The organism is Chenggangzhangella methanolivorans (assembly GCF_019797865.1).
Taxonomy (GTDB): domain Bacteria; phylum Pseudomonadota; class Alphaproteobacteria; order Rhizobiales; family Methylopilaceae; genus Methylopila; species Methylopila methanolivorans.
The window spans coordinates 2,665,117-2,687,201 of record NZ_CP081869.1; the positions used below are offsets into that span (position 1 = coordinate 2,665,117).

General features: G+C 65.2%; 9 protein-coding genes, 9 pseudogenes and 1 riboswitch. Of the genes and pseudogenes, 10 read left to right on the forward strand and 8 right to left on the reverse strand.

All coding sequences use genetic code 11. The annotated features are described in order from the left end of the window. Positions 1-59: 59 nt before the first annotated feature. Positions 60-1,819: pseudogene (locus K6K41_RS14120) on the forward strand (PQQ-dependent methanol/ethanol family dehydrogenase). 120 nt (positions 1,820-1,939) lie between these two features. After that, on the forward strand, positions 1,940-2,722 hold the full coding sequence (locus K6K41_RS14125) for a response regulator transcription factor (RefSeq protein WP_261405549.1): 783 nt from the start codon (positions 1,940-1,942) through the stop codon (positions 2,720-2,722). A 324-nt stretch (positions 2,723-3,046) separates the two neighbouring features. On the opposite strand, the pseudogene bhcD reads toward K6K41_RS14125, so the two are convergent. From bhcD to bhcA, 4 pseudogenes are all read right to left on the reverse strand, one after another. Next, positions 3,047-4,008 (reverse strand): annotated as a pseudogene (bhcD, locus tag K6K41_RS14130) (iminosuccinate reductase BhcD). A 22-nt stretch (positions 4,009-4,030) separates the two neighbouring features. After that, positions 4,031-5,193: pseudogene (bhcC, locus tag K6K41_RS14135) on the reverse strand (3-hydroxy-D-aspartate aldolase BhcC). A gap of 13 nt (positions 5,194-5,206) precedes the next feature. After that, positions 5,207-6,168 (reverse strand): annotated as a pseudogene (gene bhcB, locus K6K41_RS14140) (beta-hydroxyaspartate dehydratase BhcB). A gap of 14 nt (positions 6,169-6,182) precedes the next feature. Then, positions 6,183-7,371, reverse strand: a pseudogene (bhcA, locus tag K6K41_RS14145) (L-aspartate--glyoxylate aminotransferase BhcA). A 183-nt stretch (positions 7,372-7,554) separates the two neighbouring features. On the opposite strand from bhcA, the pseudogene bhcR reads away from it, so the two are divergent. Continuing rightward, positions 7,555-8,365, forward strand: a pseudogene (gene bhcR / locus K6K41_RS14150) (HTH-type transcriptional regulator BhcR). A gap of 17 nt (positions 8,366-8,382) precedes the next feature. Here the strand turns inward: bhcR and glcF are convergent. From glcF to K6K41_RS14165, 3 genes and pseudogenes are all read right to left on the reverse strand, one after another. Next, the gene (gene glcF, locus K6K41_RS14155; protein WP_261405550.1) at positions 8,383-9,696 is read right to left on the reverse strand and encodes a glycolate oxidase subunit GlcF; all 1,314 of its coding nucleotides are present in this window, start codon (positions 9,694-9,696) and stop codon (positions 8,383-8,385) included. 1 nt (position 9,697) lies between these two features. Then, on the reverse strand, positions 9,698-10,852 hold the full coding sequence (locus K6K41_RS14160; protein ID WP_261405551.1) for an FAD-binding protein: 1,155 nt from the start codon (positions 10,850-10,852) through the stop codon (positions 9,698-9,700). After that, positions 10,849-12,303, reverse strand: a pseudogene (locus K6K41_RS14165) (FAD-linked oxidase C-terminal domain-containing protein). The gene K6K41_RS14160 and the pseudogene K6K41_RS14165 overlap by 4 nt, the downstream one beginning before the upstream one ends. Here K6K41_RS14165 and K6K41_RS14170 point away from each other — a divergent pair. The 4 genes and pseudogenes from K6K41_RS14170 (at position 12,302) to gcvP (ending at position 18,232) form a co-directional block, all read left to right on the forward strand. Then, complete coding sequence (locus K6K41_RS14170; RefSeq protein WP_261405552.1) at positions 12,302-13,279, forward strand: FCD domain-containing protein; 978 nt, start codon at positions 12,302-12,304, stop codon at positions 13,277-13,279. The pseudogene K6K41_RS14165 and the gene K6K41_RS14170 sit on opposite strands and share 2 nt — an antisense overlap. Before the next feature lie 318 nt (positions 13,280-13,597). Then, positions 13,598-13,707, forward strand: a riboswitch (glycine riboswitch). Between the two features lie 137 nt (positions 13,708-13,844). After that, on the forward strand, positions 13,845-15,002 hold the full coding sequence (gene gcvT / locus K6K41_RS14175) for a glycine cleavage system aminomethyltransferase GcvT (RefSeq protein ID WP_261405553.1): 1,158 nt from the start codon (positions 13,845-13,847) through the stop codon (positions 15,000-15,002). A gap of 16 nt (positions 15,003-15,018) precedes the next feature. Then, positions 15,019-15,380 (forward strand): annotated as a pseudogene (gene gcvH, locus K6K41_RS14180) (glycine cleavage system protein GcvH). Positions 15,381-15,390: 10 nt separating this feature from the next. After that, a pseudogene (gcvP, locus tag K6K41_RS14185) lies at positions 15,391-18,232 on the forward strand (aminomethyl-transferring glycine dehydrogenase). Positions 18,233-18,509: 277 nt separating this feature from the next. On the opposite strand, the gene K6K41_RS14190 reads toward gcvP, so the two are convergent. Further along, positions 18,510-18,734: a helix-turn-helix domain-containing protein gene (locus K6K41_RS14190; RefSeq protein WP_261405554.1), complete on the reverse strand. Its 225-nt coding sequence runs from the start codon at positions 18,732-18,734 to the stop codon at positions 18,510-18,512. 223 nt (positions 18,735-18,957) lie between these two features. Here K6K41_RS14190 and K6K41_RS14195 point away from each other — a divergent pair, with 223 nt between their 5' ends. From K6K41_RS14195 to K6K41_RS14205, 3 genes are read left to right on the forward strand one after another with little or no spacing between them, the layout of a single operon-like run. Further along, a complete protein-coding gene (locus K6K41_RS14195; RefSeq protein ID WP_261405555.1) occupies positions 18,958-19,593 on the forward strand; it encodes a hypothetical protein in 636 nt (211 codons plus the stop codon). 17 nt (positions 19,594-19,610) lie between these two features. Next, a complete protein-coding gene (locus tag K6K41_RS14200; RefSeq protein ID WP_261405556.1) occupies positions 19,611-21,209 on the forward strand; it encodes an AAA family ATPase in 1,599 nt (532 codons plus the stop codon). Beyond that, positions 21,185-21,538 (forward strand): hypothetical protein, encoded by a 354-nt coding sequence (locus K6K41_RS14205; RefSeq protein ID WP_261405557.1) that lies wholly within the window; start codon positions 21,185-21,187, stop codon positions 21,536-21,538. Before K6K41_RS14200 ends, K6K41_RS14205 begins: the two co-directional genes overlap by 25 nt. The last annotated feature ends 547 nt before the right edge of the window (positions 21,539-22,085 follow it).

Below are 22,085 nucleotides of genomic sequence, written 5' to 3' on the forward strand. Positions count from 1 at the left end.
CTGCAGACGATCAAACGAACACAAAGCGTCCAGAAGGACGAATTCGGGAGAAGACCTAAATGACATCTCGTTCCGCATTTCTCGCTGCCTGCGCCGCGACGGCGCTCCTCGCAGGCCTTTCGACGCCTGCTTTCGCGGTCACCGACGAGGACATCGCCAACGACGCCGCGACGACCAACGACGTCGTCACCAACGGCCTTGGCAACCAGGGCCAGCGCTACAGCCCGCTGAAGACGCTCAACCGCAACAACATCAAGGGCCTTATTCCGGCCTATTCATTCTCCTTCGGCGGCGAGAAGCAGCGCGGCCAGGAGAGCCAGGCGCTCGTCAAGGACGGCGTGATCTACGTCACCGGCTCGTATAGCCGCGCCTGGGCAATCAATTCCCGCACCGGCGAGAAAATCTGGGAATACAACGCCCGCCTTCCTGAGGGCATCCTGCCCTGTTGCGACGTCGTGAACCGCGGCGGCGTGCTCTACAAAGATATGTTCATCTTCGGCACGCTCGACGCGCAGATGGTCGCGCTCGACGCCAAAAACGGCAAGGTAAAGTGGAAGAAGCAGATCGACGACTTTAAGTCCGGCTTCTCCTACACGGCCTCACCGATGATCGTGAAGGGCAAGCTCATCTCGGGCGTCTCAGGCGGCGAGTTCGGCGTCGTGGGCCGCGTCGAAGCACGCGATCCGGAAACCGGCGAGATCATCTGGAAGCGTCCGGTGATCGAGGGTCATATGGGCGAGCTTAACGGCAAGCCCTCGACTGTGACTGGCAAGACAAACGAGACTTGGCCGGGCGACATGTGGAAGTACGGCGGCGGCGCCACGTGGCTCGGTGGCACCTATGACGCCGAAACGAACCTGATCTACTTCGGCACCGGCAACCCCGGCCCGTGGAACAGCTGGATGCGTCCCGGCGATAACAAGTGGACGTCGTCGCGCATCGCGCTTGACCCGGATACCGGCGAGATCAAGTGGGGCTTCCAGACCACCCCGCATGACGGCTGGGACTATGACGGCGTGAACGAGTTCGTGTCGTTCGACCTCAAGAAGGACGGCAAGACCATCAAGGCCGGAGCCACCGCCGACCGCAACGGCTTCTTCTTCGTCCTTGACCGCACCAACGGCAAGTTCATCTCCGCTACGCCGTTCGTAGCGAACGTCAACTGGGCCAGTGGGTACACGCCCGAGGGTCGCCCGATCTACATCGAGGCGAACCGTCCCGGCGACCCGTCGAAGTCGGCCGATGGCAAGAAGGGCGTTGTGGTTCGCGCGACTCCGGGTTTCCTCGGCGGCAAGAACTGGAACCCAGTTTCCTACAGCCCCGATACCGGACTGTTCTATATTCCATCCAACGAGTGGGGAATGAACATCTGGAACGAGCCGATCGCTTACAAGAAGGGCGCGGCCTATCTCGGCGCAGGCTTCGAAATCAAGCCGACCTTCGAGGACCACATCGGCTCGCTCAAGGCGATGGATCCGGCGACCGGAAAGGTCGTGTGGGAGTACAAGAACAAGGCTCCGCTCTGGGGCGGTGTTCTGACCACTGCAGGCGGACTGCTCTTCACCGGCACGTCCGAGGGCTACATCAAGGCCTTCGACTCCAAGACGGGCGATGAACTCTGGAAGTTTAACGTCGGCACCGGCGTCGTCTCGTCGCCGATTACCTGGAACAGGACGGCGAGCAGTGGATAGGCTTCGCGGCTGGGTGGGGCGGCGCCGTTCCGTTGTGGGGCGGCGACGTGGCGAAGACCACCGCCGGCATCAATCAGGGCGGATCTTTCTGGGCCTTCAAGTTGCCCAAGGAAGTCGCGATCCGCTGACACGAGCACGGGCGGGGCGAAGTCTTCCCCTGTCCCGCCCGGACCGACGCCGCGCCAAATTTCTCCTGGCGCGGCGTCGGAGCACTCAATTCCCCTGAACGCCAGTGACGGACGCCTTCGATGCGCTTTCTCTTGATCGATGATCATCCGATTTTCCGGGAGGCCGTCGCCAATCGTCTCCGCACCCGGTTTTCCGAGTGCGGAGTTCTCGAGTTTGGCTCTATCGCCGCCGCCTGTGACGCCGCATATGGGCTTGAGATCGATCTCATCCTGACAGAATTGGCAATGTCAGGCGTCACGGGTTTCGAAGGCCTACTTGGGATCCGAGAGCGACTGCCAAAAGCACGCGTCGCCATTCTGTCGGGGCTTGACGATCCGAATATGATCCGGGCTGCGCTCAGGTTCGGCGCGGCCGGGTTTGTGAGCAAGCGAGCCGAGCGGTTAACATTCGACGCTGCGGTGGACGCAATGCTTACTGGTGCGGTCTACGTGCCCAGCGCTCTCCGGAGGCGGTCTTCACGGCCTTTGACAACCGCTCTCACGCGCGAAGCCGAAGTGGCGGAGCGGATCCGCACGTTGACCAGTGCGCAGCTTAAAGTTCTGACCTGCATTAAAAACGGCATGGTCAATAAGCAGATCGCTTACGAACTCAACGTTGGGCTTTCGACCGTTAAGGCCCACGTTTCCGCAATTATACAGAAGCTTGGCGTCGCGACCCGCACACAGATCGTTATAGAAACGCAGACAATCAATTTCGTCGAAGTAGCTGCCGCCAAATCGACAAACGAGCCAGACCGCAAGCTGCTTTCTTGGGGGCTCACTCTACAGCCGGATGGTACCCGTCACCCCCGGCTTCTCAAGCAAAAGGAGCGGTACGCTTGGAGCGAACCGTTACCGCGATGACGGCTGGGGCATGACCTAGGGACAGTCATGACATCATAGGCAGTCCGACTTGGCTTCGTCCCTCTCTCAATGCTTTTGTAAGATAATAGTCGCAAGCGACGCCCCTAGCGTTGTCATGGGCAATCATTGCACCGATTTTGGCGGCACCATCTCTTATAGATACTTTGCTGGGGTCGGTTGCCACAGCGATCAGGATCAGATCTTTGACGATCCTGATACGGGTGGGAAAGAGCTGTTCCGAGACGCGACTGGCCGCTATGGCGGAAAGCCGCGCTCTTTTTGGGGCCGAAAGCTCGCGCCCGGCCTGGAAGATATCGCTTTTGCTTAGAACGCTACTTCGACCGTTATACCCCTTTCGAGCGCAAGCGATACTGCAGCGGACGCGACAGCGAGGTCTTGAAGGCCAACACCAGTGCCATCAAAGATCGTGATCTCCTCGGCGGAAGTGCGGCCGGGGTGGTCGCCATTGATTACGGCACCGATCTCGACGATGTCGCCGACGTCGAGCCCCGCCGCGACCGCATGCTGGGCCTCGCCGATCGAGACCGACTGGGCGATCTCGTCGGCGAACACGCTGGCCTTTCCAAGGAGCGCGGCTTCGACCTCCTGCTTGCCCTTCGTATCCGTTCCCATGCAGGCGATGTGCGTGCCCGGCCGGACCTGAGCGGCCTCGAGGATCGGCGCGAAGGACGAGGTGATGGTCACGATCACGTCGGACCTTGCGCCCAGCCGGTCGAGATCGACCGCCTCGAAGGCGACGCCGCGTTCGGCCGCGACCTCCTCGAGGCGCCCGAGCATGGACGGATCGACGTTCCAGCCCAGCACCTTCTCGAAGGGCCGCTGGTCGAGCGCCGCGCGGAGCTGGAAGGCCGACTGGTGGCCGGCCCCGATCATGCCGATCGTGCGCGCGTCCTTGCGCGCCAGCCTCTGGATCGAGATCGCCGAGGCCGCGGCCGTGCGCAGCGCCGTCAGCAGGTTGCCGCCGACCACCGCCCGGCAGCGGCCGGTGTCGGCCTCGAACAGGAACACGGTCGACTGGTGGTTGGTGAGGCCCTCGCCATGTTCCCGGGCCAGAACCCGCCCGACTTCAGGCCGAGCGTGAGGCTGTCGCGGTCAAAGCCCGACTTGAATCCGTAGAGCGCGTCCGCATGGCCGATCGCCTCCCGGATGACAGGGAAGTTGTAGGCCGAGCGCTTCGCCATGGAGGCGAAGACCTTCTCGACCGCGTCATAGCAATCGGCGGCCGTGACGAGCCCTGCGATCGCAGCTTCCGGAACGATGATCATCGGATGCGTCCCTTCCCCGGGCTCAATAAGCCTTGCCGCGGGCCGAGACCGGCCACACCGTCTCGACCACGCCGCGGCGCACGCCGACATACCAGTCGTGGACGTTGCAGGTCGGGTCGCAGTGGCCGGGCACGAGGCGCAGCTTCTCGTTGACCTTCAGCACGCCGTGCGGATCGTCGATGACGCCGTGCTCGTCGGAGCATTTGACGTATTTCACGTCGTCGCGCCCGTAGACGAAGGGCAGGCCGGAATCGACCGACTGGGCCTTGAGGCCCGCATCGCAGATCGCCTTGTCGGCCTTGGCGTGGCTCATCACGCTCGTCAGGATGAAGAGCGCGTTCTCCCATTCACCCTGGTCGATCCGCCGCCCGTCCTGGTCGAGGATGCGGCCGTAGTCGGCGTCCATGAACGCGTAACTGCCGCACTGCAGCTCGTTGTAGACGCCCGAGGCGGCTTCGAAATAGTAGCTGCCGGTGCCGCCGCCGCTAACGAGCCGGGGATCCAGACCCTCGGCCTTCAGCGCGTCGACGGCCTCGGCCACCTGTGCGATCGCGGCGTCGAGCTTGGCCCGGCGGTCCTCGTAGCGGTCGAGGTGCTGCATCGCGCCCTGATAGGCCTGGATGCCGTCGAACGTCAGGCCGTCGGCCCTCACGATCGCGCGGGCGAGTGCGACCACGTCCGCCGCCGTCTTCACGCCGCAGCGCCCCGCGCCGCAGTCGATCTCGATCAGGCAGCCGATCGTCGTCTTGTTCTTCTGCGCGGCTGCCGAGAGTTCGGCGACGTTCGCAAGATCGTCGACGCAGACCAAGATGCGGGCGCCGAGCGCAGGAAGGCGCGACAGGCGGTCGATCTTGGCCGGCTCGCGCACCTGGTTGGACACGAGGATGTCGTCGATGCCGGCGCGCGCGAACACTTCGGCCTCGGAACCTTCTGGCAGCACACGCCAATCGCGCCGCCGCGCTCCATCTGCAGGCGCAGCACGTCGACCGACTTGTGCATCTTGCCATGCGCGCGGTGGCGCATGCCCTTCTCGCGGGCGTAATCGCCCATCTTGACGACGTTGCGCTCGAGCGCGTCGAGGTCGAGCACGAGGCAGGGCGTCTGGATCTCGTCCTCGCGCATGCCCGGCAAGGCCGGCACGTCAAAGCCGACCTCGAGGCCCACGAGACTGGATGCGATGGTCATTTGGTTTCCTTCCTCACGCCCGCGGAGCGGTCCAGGGCAGCGCGTCGATGTCGACGTTGCCCCCGGTGACGATGACGCCGACGCGCTTGCCCGCGAAGGCGGCCCGGTTCTTCAGGAGAGCTGCGAGCGGCACAGCGCTCGACGGCTCCACGACGACCTTCATGCGCTTCCACATGAGCTTCATGGCCTCGACGATCTCGTCCTCGGAGACCGTGAGGATGTCGGTCACGTGGCGGCTGACGAAGCTCCAGGTGAGGTCCTTCAGCGGGACCTTCAGCCCGTCAGCGACGGTGTGCGGCGCGTCGTCGGCGATGATGCGGCCGGCCTTCAGGCTGCGCGCGGCGTCGTCGGCCTGCTCGGGCTCGCCGGCGTAGATCGCGATTTCGGGCGCGAGATGGGAGAGCGTCAGGCACGTCCCCGACACCATGCCGCCGCCGCCGATCGGCGCGATCACGGCGTCGAGCCCGTCGACCTGCTCGATCAGCTCGCGGGCGCAGGTGCCTTGCCCTGCGATCACGCGCGGATCGTTGTAGGGGTGCACAAACTCCGCGCCGGTTTCTGCCACGACTTCCGCGAACACCGCCTCGCGCGAGGAGGTCGAAGGCTCACATTCAACCACCCGGCCGCCATAGCCCTGAACCGCATCCTTCTTTGCCTGGGGCGCGGTGCGCGGCATCACGACCGTACAAGGCACCCCCCGGCGTCCTGCCGCATAGGACAGGCACGCGCCGTGATTTCCCGAGGAATGGGTGGCGACGCCGCGGCGGGCCTGCTCCTCGCTCAGCCGAACACGGCGTTGGTCGCGCCGCGGGCTTTGAAGGCGCCGGCCTTCTGGAAGTTCTCGCATTTGAAGAACAGCGAGGCGCCCATGACCTCGTCAATGAAGCGCGAGGTCAGCACCGGGGTGCGGTGGACGTAAGGGGCGATGCGCTCATGGGCGGCCTGCATCTCGTCGAAGGTCGGAAGGCTCGTCATCGGCGGGCCTCCCGTCAGGCCGCCGCGCGAAGGTCGGCGGCCGCGGTGCGCCGATAGACCTCCTGCGCCGCAGCGACCCCCGAGCCGAGCCGCACGTCGAGGCCGAGATCGACCATCGCCATTTCGGCGGCCGCGACGCCCGACAGCGCCATGACGTCGGTGAGCGCGCCGAGATGACCGATGCGGAACACCTTGCCGGCGACATCGCCGAGCCCGACGCCGAAGGCGACGTCGTAGACCTGCGCCGCATGCGTCACGATCCGCGTCGCGTCGAAGCCCACCGGGGTCCGGATGGCGCTCACCGTGTCGGAGCGGATGTCCGCCCGCTCGGCGCAGAGCTCGAGCCCCCAGGCGGCGACGGCGGCCCGGACGCCGTCCGCGATGCGGCGATGGCGCGCGAAGACGTTGTCGAGGCCTTCGGCGAGCAGCAGCCCAGTCGCGAGCTTCAGCCCGTTCAGCAGGCCGACCGGAGGCGTATAGGGAAACCCGCCCGCCGCCTGGCTGCGTCCCATGTCGCGGACGTCGAAGAAGCACCGGCGCAGCGTCGCGGTCTCGGTCGCCGCAAGCGCCTTCGGCGAGAACGCCACGATCGCAAGGCCCGCGGGCAGCATGAAGCCCTTCTGCGAACCCGTCACCGCGACGTCGACGCCCCACTCGTCCATGCGGAAGTCCATCGAGCCGATCGAGCTCACCCCGTCGACGAGGAGGAGCGCCGGATGGCCGGCGGCGTCGAGCGCGGCGGACGGCGGCGACGTCCGAGCGGACGCCGGTCGCTGTCTCATTGTGGGTGACGAGAACGGCCTTGATTTCATGCGCCCGGTCGGCCGTGAGGATCTCCTCGTAGCGATCGGCCGGCAGCGCCGCGCCCCACGTCGCCTCGACCACGACGACGTCGAGCCCGTGGCGTCCGCACATGTCGATCCAACGGCGGCTGAACATGCCGTGGCGCGCGGCCAGCACCTTGTTGCCCGGATTCAGCGTGTTCGAGATCGCCGTCTCCCAGCCCCCGGTCCCGGTCGAAGGGAACACGAAGACTTCGGCGCTTTCCGTTTTCAGCACCTTCTTTGCGCCGGCGAGCGCCGGATGCAGAATATCGCCGAAGTGCGACGAACGATGATCCATCGTCGGGACGTCAACGGATTTGCGCAGGATCTCCGGAATATTTGTCGGTCCGGGAATGAAGACGGGGTTTTGCGAGAACATCGCGGATTTCTCCTTAAGCGTCTCACGAAACTAACGCTTGACGGTGCAGTTGAAAATTTTTTTGAAAAAATTTTTCATTTTCAATAGAATCGATAAAAGCATATTCCAATCAGTCGATTGGCTTTTTCCATCAGATGGAAAATCATCGGCGTGCGCTTGCGTCGTGGCGAAGGGGGAAATCGAATGGAGACCGGCATGCGTCGGCGTGGCCGGCCGAAGGGATTTGGCGGCGCAAAGCCCACCGACACGATCCAGGCGCTCGATCGCGCGCTCGACGTGCTCGGCTTTCTCGCCGAGCGCGACGGCGTCACCCTGTCGGAGCTTGCGGTCGCGCTCGACCAGTCGGTGGCGACCATGCACCGGGTGCTGTCGACGCTCGAACGCCGCAGCTTCGTGGAGATCAGCGCCGGCCGGCAGGAGTGGCGGATCGGGGCGGAGACCTATCGTCTCGGCTCGGCCTTCCTGCGCGGCGCCTCGGCGGTCGAGCGCAGCCGTCCGGTGATGCGGGCGCTGATGCGCGAGACCGGCGAAACCTCCAATCTCGGGGTCGAGAAGGACGGCGCGGTTCTCTTCGTCAGCCAGGTGGAGACGCAGGAATCGATCCGGGCGTTCTTTCCGCCGGGGACGCTCTCGCCCGATGCACGCGTCGGGGATCGGCAAAGCCCTGCTCAGCCGCTACGAGGACGCGCGCCTCGACGCGATGTTCAGGAGCCGGACGTTCGAACGCTTCACGGACAAGACCGTGACCTCGCTCGCGCAGCTTCGGGACGAACTCGCCGCGACGCGCGAGCGCGGCTACGCCTTCGACGACGAGGAACGCACGACCGGCATGCGCTGCGTGGCGGCTACGATCCTCAACGCCTACGGGGAGGCGGTCGCAGGCCTCTCGATCTCCGGACCGACCCATCGGCTGCCGGACTCCGACATCGACCGGATCGGACAGATCGTATGTCGCGGCGCGCACGAGGTTTCGCGGTCTCTTGGCGCGGCGTGAGGGATCGGCGGCCGCGGTCATGCGGCGGGGGCCGCCAGAAGACTCGCGAGCGCGGGCGGCGGCGGGCCGCCGGTCGCCCAGTCCAGCAGCTCGGCGGTATGGGCGATCGGCGCCCGCGAGGTCGAGCCGATCTGCACCATGCAGCCGAGATTGCCGGAGCTGATCACGTCCGGCTGAAGCGCGTCGATCGAAGCGACCTTCATGGCGCCGAGCTCGCCTGCGATCGCCGGCTGCAGCAGATTGTAGGTTCCGGCCGAACCGCAGCAAAGATGGGCGTCCTTGGGCTCCATCACGATGAAGCCCGCAGCCTTCAGCAGGTCCTTGGGCGCGGCGCGCACCTGCTGGCCATGCTGCAGCGAGCAGGCGGCGTGATAGGCGACCCGCAGTGGCAGCGACTGCCCCGGCGCTTCCAGCCCCAGCTCGGCCATGACCTCGGTGACGTCCCGGCTAAGCGCGGCGACACGCTCGGCGTCGTCGGCCAGGACGGCGTCGTCGTGGAACATGTGGCCGTAGTCCTTCACGGTCGTGCCGCAGCCGGACGTGTTGATGACGATCGCATCCAGCCCTTCGCCGTCGATTTCCGCGCTCAACGCGCGGATTGCGGCCGCGGCGAAGGCGTGGCTTTCATCGGTCCGTCCCATGTGATGGGACAGCGCCCCGCAGCATCCCAAGCCTTTGGGAACCACCACCTCGCAGCCGTGACGCCTCAGCAGGCGGATGGTGGCGTCGTTGATGTCGGTGTTGAGCGCGCGCTGGGCGCAGCCGATCATCAGCGCGACCCGGCGGCGGCGGGGGCCTTCGGCCGGAAAGACCTGCGGTTCGTCGTTGGCGCTGCGGGCCGGCAGGGACGCCGGCGCCATCTCCAGCATCGCGCGCAGCCGCGCGTCGGGCATGAGGCGGCGGAGCGGGCGCGCCAGCCGAGCAAGGCTCAACGCCAGCCGGAAACGTCCGGCGTGCGGCAGGATCCTCGACAGCAGCCACCGCAGGGCGCGATCGTCCCACCGCCGCACGAACCGCTGCTCAATGTGCCGCCGGGCGTGGTCGAGGAGATGCATGTAGTGCACGCCCGAGGGACATGTCGTCATGCAGCTCAGGCAGCCGAGGCAGCGGTCGACATGGAGAACCGTCTTGGCGTCCGGCGTCCTGTCGTTCTCCAGCATGTCCTTGATCAGGTAGATTCGACCGCGCGGACTGTCGAGTTCGTCGCCGAGCACGGCGTAGGTCGGGCAGGTGGCCGTGCAGAACCCGCAATGGACGCAGGACCGCAGGATCTCGTTCGAGCGCCTGGCGGAGGGATCAAGCAGCTGGGCGGCGCTGAAACTGGTCTGCATGTCAGAAGCCCATCAGTCCGGGATTGAGGATCGCGGCCGGATCGAAGGTCCGCCGCAGGGCCGATGACAGCGCCTCGACGGGTGCGGAAAGCGGATGGGACGCCTCCGCCGCCGGGCGCGAGCCGCGCCGCACGAGCGTCGCGTGGCCACCCGGCAGGGCCGACCGCAAGCGGGCGCTCGCCGCCTCGCCCGAGCACCAGATCAGGCCGCCGCCCCAGTCCATCGACGTTTCCAGACCGAGCGCCTCGAGCGCCGCGGTCGCAGCCGGCGCGTCGGTCGGCTTTACGAGGATCCGCCAGACAGGAGCTTGCGACGCTGCGAAATGGTCGAAGTCGCGCAAGGCCCGCCACAGCAACCGGCTGCCGTCGTCCTTGATGACGTCGCTGTCGCGGCCGCCCAACAGCGCGAGCAGGCGATCGACGCGATAAATGACTTGCCGCTCCCATCCCTCGATCCGCAGCCAAGCAACGCCCGCGTGGAACGCCGCGCCGGAGACCTCGTATGGCGTGGCGAGCGCCTTGGCGAAAATCCCGGCCGCCGCCCGCGCGTCGAGGTTGAAAAAGGCGATGGTGCGCTGGCGCGGCGCTTCGGGAAGCGTCTTGAGCGCGACTTCCGTCAGCACGCCGAGCGCGCCGTGCGACCCGCAGAGAAGCTTGCCGAGATCAAGGCCCGTGACGTTCTTCATGACACGGCCACCGCTCTTCAGGACGCGGCCTCGCCCGTCGACGAAGCGGATGCCGAGCAGGTGGTCCCGGCACGCGCCCGCCAGCACCCGGCGCGGCCCGGAGGCGTTGGCGGCGACGACGCCGCCGATCGTCGACTTGCCCTTGGCGCCGAGCAGGCGGCGGTGGTCCGGCGGCTCGAAGGCGAGCGACTGTCCCTGCGCTGCAACCGCCGCCTCGATCTCTGCCACGGGCGTTCCGGCTCGCGCGATCAGCGTGAGTTCGCCCGGCTCATAGTCCACGATCCCGGTCTGGCGCCTCGTCGAGAGCTGACGACGCGCCTCGACGAAGGCCGGCTCGATCCTCGTTCCGCCTCCGACGACCCGCAGCTTCTCGCCGAAGGCTGCGCAGCCGGACAGGATTTCCGCGAGTTCCTTCTCGTCGGCCGGTTCGAGGTTCTCGACTTGGTCTTTCAGGGCGCGCGGGGCCGTCACGACCGTGCTCCCTTGCGGTCGCGACGGGCGCGGCTGACGTCGAGCGGGAACACCTTGGCGGGATTGAGCAGCCAGTCTGGATCGAACACGTCCTTCACCTCCATCTGGATGGCGAGGTCGTCCGGCGCAAACTGGCTGGTCATCAGGTCGCGCTTCTCGACGCCGACGCCGTGCTCGCCCGTGAGGCAGCCGCCGACCTCGACGCAGAACCGCAGAATGTCGGCCCCGAAGGCCTCGGCGCGTTCGAGCTCGCCGGGGGCGTTGGCGTTGAACAGGATCAGCGGATGCATGTTGCCGTCGCCGGCGTGGAAGACGTTGGCGACCTCGAGGCCATGCTCGCGAGACAGCTCGCCGATTCGCTTGAGCGTAATGGGAAGCTTGGAGACCGGGACCGTACCGTCGAGGCAAAGATAGTCGCCGAGGCGGCCCATCGCTCCGAAGGCAGCCTTGCGCCCCTTCCAGATCGCCGCGGTCTCGTCGTCGCAGCCGCTGCTGCGCATCTCAACCGGCGCCAGCTCGGCCGCGATCGCGCCGATCTGCGCGATTTGGTCGTCGATCTCGGCCTGGGACCCCAGCACCTCGACGATCAGAACCGCCGCGCAAGCGGGGTAGCCCGCCTTGGCGAAGCTTTCGACCGCGCGCAGGCACAGTTCGTCCATATATTCGATCGCAGCCGGCAGCAGGCCCGACCGGATGATGCGGGCCACGCATTCGCCGGCCGCTTCCGCGGTGTCGAAGCCGATCAGCATCGGCCGGGCGCCCTCGGGCTTGGGGATGATCTTGAGGGTCGCCTCGGTCACGAGCCCGAGCTGCCCCTCCGAGCCGCAGACGAGACCGAGTAGATCAAGCCCTGCGGCGCCGGGCTCGGGACCGCCGAGCTCCACCACCTCGCCTGAGGCCAGCACGATGCGGACGCCCATCAGATTGTGGGTCGTGACGCCGTATTTGAGGCAGTGCGCCGCCGGAGTTCATGGCGACGTTGCCCGCGATGGTGCAGGCGAGCTGCGAGGACGGGTCGGGCGCATAGAAGAAGCCGTGGGCGCAAGCGCCGCGCTGACCGACAGGTTGGTGATCCCGCTCTGGACGCGGATGAAGCGGTTTTCGAGGTCGATCTCGAGCACCTCGCGCAGGCGCATGGCGCCGATCACGACGCTGTCGGTCGTCGGCAGCGCTCCGCCTGCCAGAGACGTTCCGGCCCCGCGCGGGATCACGGGGACGCCGTGATCGCCGCAGACCCGCATGACCGCGGCGACCTCTTCGGTCGTTCGCGGTAGCGCGACCGCGAGCGGCGCGCAGCGATAGGCAGTGAGCGCATCGCAATCGTAGGCGCGCGTTTCCGAAGGGTCCGTCACTAGCGCGTCGGCCGGCAGAGCGGCCCTCAGGGCCGCGAGGATCTGGGGCGACCGGGCGAGAATGTCGGGGTCGGGCTCGGGCATCGAAATCAGGGGCATGCGGGCTGTTTCCGGCAGCGTCGCGAAGCGCGAGCGAACGCGGACCCATCACGCCCGCCGCGCTTTGGTAAAATTATCTGACCACAACGAGCAACTGGCCAAAAGTTATCCGGTCGCCAGCGCCGACCAGCGCGGCGCCGCGCTTTGGCGGATCGCGGACGCTGGTGTTAAGAGCGGGACGTCACCTGCGGAACCGCACGCTATGGACCCCATCAAGACCGAGCGCGCAGCCGATCTCGTCGTCCGGCGGCTCGAAAGCCTCATCCTGGAGGGGTCTCTGCCGCCGGGCGCGACGCTGCTGCCGGAACGCGATCTCGCCGAACATCTCGACGTGTCGCGCCCGACGATCCGGCAGGGCATCGCGATTATGGAGAAGCGCGGTCTCCTCGCGCGCAGGGAAGACGGGGGACTGAAAGTGGCCGAACTCGGCGCGGCGGTCATTTCCGATCCGCTGATCGACCTGCTCACGACGAACGCTGAGGTCGCGGACGACTATCTGGAGTTTCGCGCGATGGCGGAGGGCGCGGCCGCCGCGATGGCCGCCGAGCGCGCCAACGAGGTCGACCGCCGTGGCCTGCAGGAGCGCATGGATCGGATCGACCGCGCTCATGGCGGCGACGACCCGGCCGAAGACGCCGAAGCGGACGCGGCCCTTCACATCGCGATCTACGAGGCGACGCACAACGTCGTGCTGCTGCATGTGATGCGCGTGCTTGCCGGCGGCCTGCGTGCGGACGTGTTGGTCAATCGGCGACAGCTGTTCAGCATCGCGCACACGCGGGACATTCTGCGCGAGCAGCATCGCGAGATCGTCGGGGCGATCCTGAGGAAAGATCCCGAGGGCGCGCGCGCGGCCGCCCATTCCCACATCTCCTACCTTCGCGAGGCGACGCGCGAGTTTCGCCGAGCCGAGACGCAGCTCGACACCTCGTTGCGCCGGCTGACCGGGGGCGGCGTCATGAACCGCAAGCGCTAGCCAGTCGCGGCCGAACCACCGGGCGGCTGCTCGCCAGCGCTGACGAGAACCAGCGTAGCAAATGTTCGGCGCAGCCTGCGGCGGATCTTCGCGGTAACTGCTTACTTTGCGAGCCGGTCGCCCTGACGTCTGACGTCGTCAAGATCGTCGTACCAAAGCCCAGCCCCGAATTGTCTCCAGCTGATTGCGAAACTCGGCGCGATGCTTCATGCTCTGCTCGTCCGACAAAAACTATGCGGGAGAGCCCAGACCGACTTCTGATCGGTTATGGCGCCGACGGAGCAATCCCCCGGAATCTCTCAGGCACAAAACCGTATAGCTGGACAATCTGGAGAGAGACGTCCTCGAGGCGTCCACCGAAGGAGAAACCTCCCCGCCTCCACCGCGGTCGAGGGAAGCTCTCAGGTACCCGTGACAGATGGGGGAAAGCGGACCGTATGAACGGTCCGCGATTGATCTGTCGCGGAGTTGCATGATGACCCTCAGCCTCTTTTGTTCTTCATTCGTCCGGGCGTTTCGCCCGGCGCCACCGCCTGCGCATCACACGACGCATCGTAGGCCCGCGATGACCGAAACGGCGCGCCATGACGCCGGAGCAAGGCTCCGGCGCACCCCTCTGCATGCGCTCCATGGAGAGCTGGAGGCCAAGTTCTGCCCGTTCGCCGGCTACGACATGCCGATCAGCTATCCGCTCGGAGTGCTGAAGGAGCACCTTCACCTCCGCAGGGCCGCCGGACTGTTCGACGTCTCGCATATGGGCCAGATCGCGCTTCGCGCGCGTTCGGGAAATGTCGCCGACGCCGCGCGTGCGCTGGAGCGGGTCACGCCGATCGACGTGCTCGACCTCGCGGACAACCGGCAGCGCTACGGCTTCCTGACGAACCACGATGGCGGCATCCTAGACGACCTAATGGTCGCGCGGCTCGGCGACCGGCTGATCCTGGTGGTCAACGCAGCCAACAAGGCGGCCGACGAGGCGCATCTGAGGGCCTCGATCGCGGACCTTTGCGAAATCGAGCCGCTCGACCAAGCCTTGATCGCGGTGCAGGGCCCCGGCGCCGAAATCGCCCTCGCACGGCTCGCGCCGGACGTCGCCGGCATGCGCTTCATGGATTTTCGCGAGGTCGAGATCGTAGGCGCTCGCTGCTCGGTCTCGCGCTCGGGCTATACCGGAGAGGACGGTTTCGAGATCTCGGCACCCAGCAAAATAGCGCAGGAGCTCGCGCAAGCGCTCCTGGCCGACGACGCCGTCCAGCCGATCGGTCTCGGCGCGCGCGATTCGCTCCGGCTCGAGGCCGGGCTGTGCCTCCATGGCGCTGACATCGACGCCGGAACGACGCCTGTCGAGGCGTCGCTACTATGGGCGATCCCTCCGGTCCGCCGGCTCGGCGGGGCTCGTGAAGGCGGCTTCCCCGGCGACCAGAAGATCCTCGATCAGATCGCGTCGGGCGCGCCGCGGCGTCGCGTCGGCCTGCGGCCGGAAGGCCGCGTGCCGGTCCGCGCCGGCGCAAAATTGTTCGCCGCTGAAGACGACGACGAGGCTGCGGGAGCCGTCACGTCCGGGGGCTTTGGGCCAAGCGTTAACGCGCCTGTCGCCATGGGCTATTTGCCGAAAAACCTCGCCAGGGTCGGCCAGCGCGTCTTCGCGGAAGTCCGCGGCCAGCGGATGCCGGCCGTCGTCTCGCCCCTTCCTTTCGTCCCGGCCCGCTTCAAGCGCGGCTGAACTTTCGGAGATCCCCATGTTGAAATTCACCCAAGAGCACGAGTGGCTCAGGGTGACGGCGACGTCGCGACCGTCGGCATCACGGCATACGCGGCCGACCAGCTCGGCGACATCGTCTTCGTCGAAGCGCCGAAGGTTGGCGCGGCGCTTAGGAAGGGTCAGGCCGCCGCCATGCTCGAGTCGGTCAAGGCCGCCTCCGACGTCTATGCGCCGGTCGACGGCGAGGTGACGGAGGTCAATCACGCGGTCATCGCTGAGCCCGCCTTGCTGAACTCCGATCCCCAGGGCGCGGGCTGGCTCTACCAGATCAGGCTCGCCGACGCGTCGGCGCTCGACGGGATGATGGACGAGGCCGCCTATGCTGAAATCACGAAGTGATGCCACGCCCATGACGAGCGTCGACCGATACGATCCGCACGACTTCGCCAATCGTCGCCACATCGGCCCGACAACGGCCGAGATCGACGAGATGCTCGCCGTCGTCGACGCGCCGACGTTGCACGCTCTGATCGACGAGACGGTGCCCGAAACCATTCGGTGGGCCGGTCAGATCGATTTTGGCCCCTCGCTCTCCGAGCAACGTATGCTTGAGAAGATGCGTGAGATCGCGAGCGAGAACCGGCTCGTGATCTCGCTGATCGGCCAAGGCTACTACGGCACGACCATGCCGCCCGCGATCCAGCGCAACATCTTCGAGAACCCAGCCTGGTATACCGCTTACTCGCCCTACCAGCCGGAGATCAGCCAAGGCCGTCTCGAGGCGCTCCTCAACTACCAGACCATGGTCGCCGACCTCACCGGCCTCGACGTGGCGAACGCTTCGCTGCTCGACGAAGCGACCGCTGCGGCCGAAGCGATGGCGATGGCCAAGCGCGTCTCGAGATCCGAGGCGACCTCCTTCTTCGTCGCGTCCGACTGCCTGCCGCAAACTATCGCGGTGCTGAAGACCCGCGCCGCGCCGCTCGGTTGGACGATCGTCGTTGGCGATCCCTTCGAGGATCTGGCGGCCGAAGAGGTCTTCGGCGCGCTGTTCCAGTATCCGGGCGTCGAGGGCGTGATCCGCGACTTCTCGGCGCCGATCGCGCAGCTCCACGCGGCCGGCGCGATCGCGACAGTCGCGGCCGACCCGCTCGCGCTGACGCTGCTGAAGCCGCCGGGCGAGATGGGCGCAGACATTGCCGTCGGCTCGACCCAACGCTTCGGCGTGCCGATGGGCTATGGCGGTCCACACGCCGGCTACATGGCGACTCGGGACGAGCACAAGCGTTTGCTGCCAGGCCGCATCGTGGGCGTTTCGATCGACTCGCGTGGGAACCGCGCCTACCGGCTCGCGCTACAGACCCGAGAGCAACACATCCGCCGCGAGAAGGCGACCTCGAACATCTGCACCGCCCAGGTGCTGCTCGCGGTCATCGCCTCGATGTACGCCGTGTTCCATGGACCCCGTGGCTTGAAGGCCATCGCTGAGCGAGTCCATAGCGACGCGGTCCGGATGGCGGAGGGCTTGAAGAGCCTAGGCTTCAAGGTCGAGCCCGGTACCTTCTTCGACACGATCACCGTTGAGGCCGGCGCGTTCCAAGAGATGATTCTGAAGCAGGCCGTGGCGAACGGCGTCAACCTGCGAAAGGTTGGCTCGGACCGGATCGGGATCTCCGTCGACGAGCGCACGCGGGCGCAGATTGTCGAGGCGGTCTGGCGCGCGTTCGGCGGCGATCATCTGAGGTACGACGAGGCTTGGCCCGAGAGCCACCTTCCGCAGTCGCTGGTCAGGACGTCGGAGTATCTGACCCACCCTATTCCACATGAATCGATCGGAACTGGAGATGACGCGCTACATGCGCCGCCTCGCCGATCGCGACCTTGCGCTCGACCGGGCGATGATCCCGCTTGGCTCCTGCACCATGAAGCTGAACGCGACCGCGGAGATGCTGCCGATCTCATGGCCGGAGTTTTCGGAGATCCATCCTTTCGCGCCTTCCGACCAGGCCAAGGGCTACAAGCGATTGATCGACGACCTCAGCGACAAGCTTTGCAAGATCACCGGATACGACGCGATCTCAATGCAGCCGAACTCGGGCGCGCAAGGAGAGTATGCCGGCCTGCTTGCGATACGGGCCTATCATCTGAGCCGCGGCGACGCTCAGCGAACGATTTGCCTGATCCCGTCATCGGCGCACGGCACCAACCCCGCTTCGGCGCAGATGTGCGGCATGGAAGTCGTGGTGGTGGGTGTGTCGCCGAACGGCGACGTCGACGTCTCCGATCTGAAAGCCAAAACCGAGCAATATGGGGACCGTCTTGCGGCGGTGATGATCACCTATCCCTCGACCCACGGCGTGTTCGAAGAGACCGTCAGAGAAATATGCCAGATCGTCCACGGTCATGGCGGGCAGGTTTATCTGGACGGCGCGAATCTCAACGCGCTAGTCGGAGTGGCGAGGCCGGGCGATATCGGCTCAGATGTCAGCCACCTCAACCTGCACAAGACCTTCTGCATCCCGCACGGCGGCGGCGGGCCGGGAATGGGGCCAATCGGCGTCAAGGAGCACCTGATCCCGTTCCTGCCGGGTCATCCCGAGACGGACGGCCGGGAGTTCACGGTTTCGGCCGCGCCTTACGGCTCGGCGTCCATCCTTCCGATCTCATGGTCGTACTGCTTGCTAATGGGCGGGCGCGGACTCACGCAGGCGACCCGGATTGCGATCCTCAACGCCAACTACATCGCGAAACGCCTCTCGACCGCCTATCCGATCCTCTACTCGGGCCGCAACGGGCGCGTTGCGCATGAATGCATCGTCGACTGTCGACCGCTAACCAAGGCGACCGGTGTTAGCGTCGACGACATCGCCAAGCGCCTGATCGATTGCGGCTTCCATCCGCCGACCATGAGTTGGCCTGTTGCGGGCACGCTGATGATCGAGCCGACAGAGTCCGAGAACAAGGCGGAGATCGACCGCTTTTGCGACGCCATGCTCGCCATTCGCGAGGAGGCGCGCGCGATCGAGGACGGCCGAGCGGACAGGGATAACAATTGCCTCAAGAATGCGCCCCACACCGTCGAGGATCTGATCGGCCCTTGGGAACGGCCGTATAGCCGGGAAGTCGCGTGTTTTCCGACGGGGGCTTTCCGCGTCGACAAATACTGGCCGCCGATCAACCGCGTTGACAATGCGTTTGGCGATCGAAATTTAGTGTGTGGCTGCCCGCCGGTTGATGATTACAGGCTTTGATCGACTTTCTGATCGAGCAATCAATCTCCTGAGTAAAGTTAATCCGCTGCTGCGTGTGCGGCAGCGGATTAACTGCCAGTGCCGTGTAGATTCGGCCAAATTGCTTGGCGCGCGGAGGTTTGGCTGCAAATTTATCGTGCCCACGGGGCTTTATAGCTAGCCCTTTGTCTATCGCATTGTTCAGCTGTCGATCGCCATAGAGGATCTCAACGGCTTTCTAAGGTCGCGGAATGATCGTGACCGGCGTAGCGCGTCTCCGCTCTTAATGGCGGATCGATCAGCGCTTGTTGGACACCCCATAGCGTCCCTCGGTCTCGAAGAACACGATGCCCTCATTCTCCAGAGCAGCCACGATCTTGGAGATCGTCGCCTCCTGAGCCCGAGCTTCGCCAGTTTCGATTTTGATCAGCGTAAACCGAGCGATTCCCGCGCGCTCAGCGAGCTCCTGCTGCGACCAGTCGAGAAGACTGCGCGCCGCCTTTATTTGGCGTTCGTTAACCATACTCTCGCTTCGATTGACATAAAGTCAACTTTGCTGTTTCGCGGCGAGCGCAGAGCAGATACGACAAGGGCACCCGGCTCCAAGACCGGAAGGAAGTTCAGGTCGCAGTTAGCGATAGCCGCGCCGAACTCAAACTCACTCGCGTGCAGATCGGTCATCCCGAGCCCTGTCACGACGCCCCTAATCGAACTTTCCGGCCACGCTGACCGAGGAAGAGGGCGCCGTGCTTCTCGACGCACCCATCATACGTCCAATCCCTGAATACGACGGAAAGCAATCCTTCCGCGAGCGTCAAAGGCGGCGTCGGAAGGATTTGGATCGCTTAGCTCTCGAGACGCAGACCGTTATTTGCGCTCTGCCGCACTACCGGCTCGTGGATTGCGAGTTCGAAGCTCAAGCGGAAAACCTGAAATCTTTATTGGGCACGACGGAGATCGTTCCGGTCCCAGTCCGCGGTCCCAAGGGCGCCATGGTCGTCGTCGTCGTCCCGACACGGATTTGGTATGACGCGGAAATCCGTAAGCGCCTCTGGCTCCTCCGGGGATCCGCCGTCGAAAAGGCGGATAAAACAATTCGCTTGCTCCCTCAGCGATGGATCCGCCGCAAGCCCTTCCTGGATAACTGCAAGCTCGTAGCTCGCTACGCCAACCTGTCCGTCGCCGCCAGCGACCGCTTCTCGGTTCAAGCTGTGGCGCGCGACAACCCTCTCGCCACGCTAGAGGACTGCGCCGCCGTTGTTCAAGCCTCGGACACGTATGGCGTCGTCTTCGCGCTCGTCTCAGGCGGTCTCCTGACGATCGACTTCGAGAGTGCCATCACACCGATGTCCGCGGTCGAAGAATATCGAGTGGAGCGCTGAGCATGCGGACGAGGGAAATGGACGAGGAAGAGGTCGCCGCGCTGCCTTTCACCAAGCGTTTGGTTCGGGCCGCTGTGCTTGAAGCGATCGACATACCGACATTCGCAACGGTGCTGAAGCAACCGCTGGCTTGGGTCATCGAAGCGCCATCTGAAAGCTGGGTCGAGTTGGTTGTCGCGATCGTGCGCAACCTCGTCGACAGCCGAACTCCAGACGAATTCGGTCTTTCAGATCCCTATCTGTTTCGCTCCGACGTACCGTCGAAACCGACCAGCAGGCGATCGACATATCTCGAGGATATGGCCAACACCATCAGCAGCGAGATCGCCCAGGGTCGATCCGTCATCGGCGTCGCTGCAGATCCAGAACGGCAACTGCCAGCAATTCTCGTTCGAAACTGCGATCGCTGGATCGTCGTGCCGAAGCCCTCGGCAGTCGACATCGCTCGCGCCCTCACCGAGTTCTATGGCGAGGCTGTTTCGCCCGAAGACGTGGGCGCTCCTGACGTCCTCGATCTGCGGGCGATGGCGTTCGCCGCGAGACCCGGTTCCTCGGTCGCAGATGTCGTCAAGCGCCTCAGTGCAACGACCGTCACGCCGCCATCGCCAATGGACAACGGGATTCCCGACCTCTCTGAACTCGCAGGATATGGGGCCGCGAAGACGTGGGGCATGGCGCTGGCGCGCGACATCAAGCGCTTGAGGCGAGGCGAGCCCGGCATCACGCTCAAGGATCTCCCTAAAGGAATACTGCTCGAAGGACCTCCAGGCGTGGGCAAAAGCATCTATGCGATGGCTCTGGCGAAGACGACGCAGCTGCCGCTCGAAACGACTTCGGTCTCTCGCTGGCTCTCTGCAGGCGAAGGCCATCTGGACGACGCACTGAAGGCCGCGCGCGCGGCCATCGAGGCGGCCCGCGCGCATCGGCCAGGACTGTTGATGATCGACGAGATCGACAGCATCGTCGACCGCGATAGCCAGGAAGGAAAATACGCGGCCTGGTGGATCAACTTCGTCAACGGCGTCCTCGATCTGATCGACGGCACGTTGCGCTATCCAGGGCTCATCACGATCGGCGCCTGCAACAACGCCAGCCGAGTCGATCCGGCGTTAAGGCGTGCTGGACGGCTCGACAAGGTCGTCAAGATCCATCTGCCGAACAAGGCGGACCGGGAGGTTATCTTCCGCTGCTATCTTGGCCGCGACCTCGCCTCGGAGGACCTCGAGCCCTTCGCGCAAATGACGGAAGGCATGTCGGGCGCCGACATCGTCAGGATCGTCACGGAGGCTCGGCAGATCGCCCGCGATGCTTCCCGCGAGTTGCGAGCCGCGGACCTCGCCGCCGCGATCGCGCCGCCGATCGAAATGGACAAGGAGCTGTTGCGGCAGACGGCGCTGCACGAGGCCGGACATGCGGTGATCGCCACGGTCCTCGGCCTCAAGGTTGGAGCCGTTCAGGTCGCTTCCGGCGGGGCGGGGATCGGCGTCACGAATTTCACCCGCCGCCACCGCCCGATGACTTTCGCAGACGTCGAAGACTACGTCGTCGTGACTCTCGGCGGACGCGCGGCCGACGAAGTTCTTGCGGGGCTGTGGACGCCGGTTCCGGCGGGGTAGAGGCGTCCGATCTCGCCGTCGCCACTTCGCTGCTGGCAGGCGCCCACGGCTCGTTCGGGCTCGGCAAAAAACTGACCTTCCTTGGGGCCGCCGACCGCGTCGCCGCAACCCTGTCGACCAACGAGCAGCTGCGCAACGGCGTGGAGGCTGATCTCGCGCGGCTTCAACTGCGGGCGAACGATCTTGTACGGCGGCACAGAACCGAGATCGAGGCGGTCGCCGCGCTTCTTGTGCACCACCGCTTCGTCCGAGGCGAAGATGTCGCCCGTCTGTGCAGAGATGCCGCCACGCCCAGTCGAGGGGATTTCGAAGCGGGGTGCTCGGCATGACCGATCTCGCACTGACGACGGGGCCGACAGGCGCTTTAAGGGGGAAAACTTACGCGGCGTTGGTCCCGGACCCGCACGCATGGCTTCTGGAGCGCTACGGTTCGCTTCCGGCATTACGTGCTGCGCTTTGCTCATCCCTGCCTCGGGACAATTGCAGGTCGAGCTCATCACCGGTCATCCGCCGGTGGCCGTTATTCGACTGATTGAGCGAGTGGTCTCCGAGAACCGCTTTCCCAGCTCAGTCATCACGGACAATTCATTGGCCACGACCGCAATCCGAAAGTGGCTGCTGCAGAGAGGCGTCGCCCTGTCCACCTCTTCCAAGGCCTTGGCGGCAATGGAAAGATTGACGCCGGGCGTCGCGGAAATCGCTGAAATGCTTGCTCTTCGCGCGTACAAAAATAGGATCCAAATACCCCGTTAACTCACTCTCAAAGAGGCTGCGGGTCGACCCGGACTTTCAATCCGTGCCGCCCGGACCGTTTACAACCTCGAAAGAGGGATTGGTCCATTTCACATCCTAGAGCTTAGCTCTTCCGACTGAACT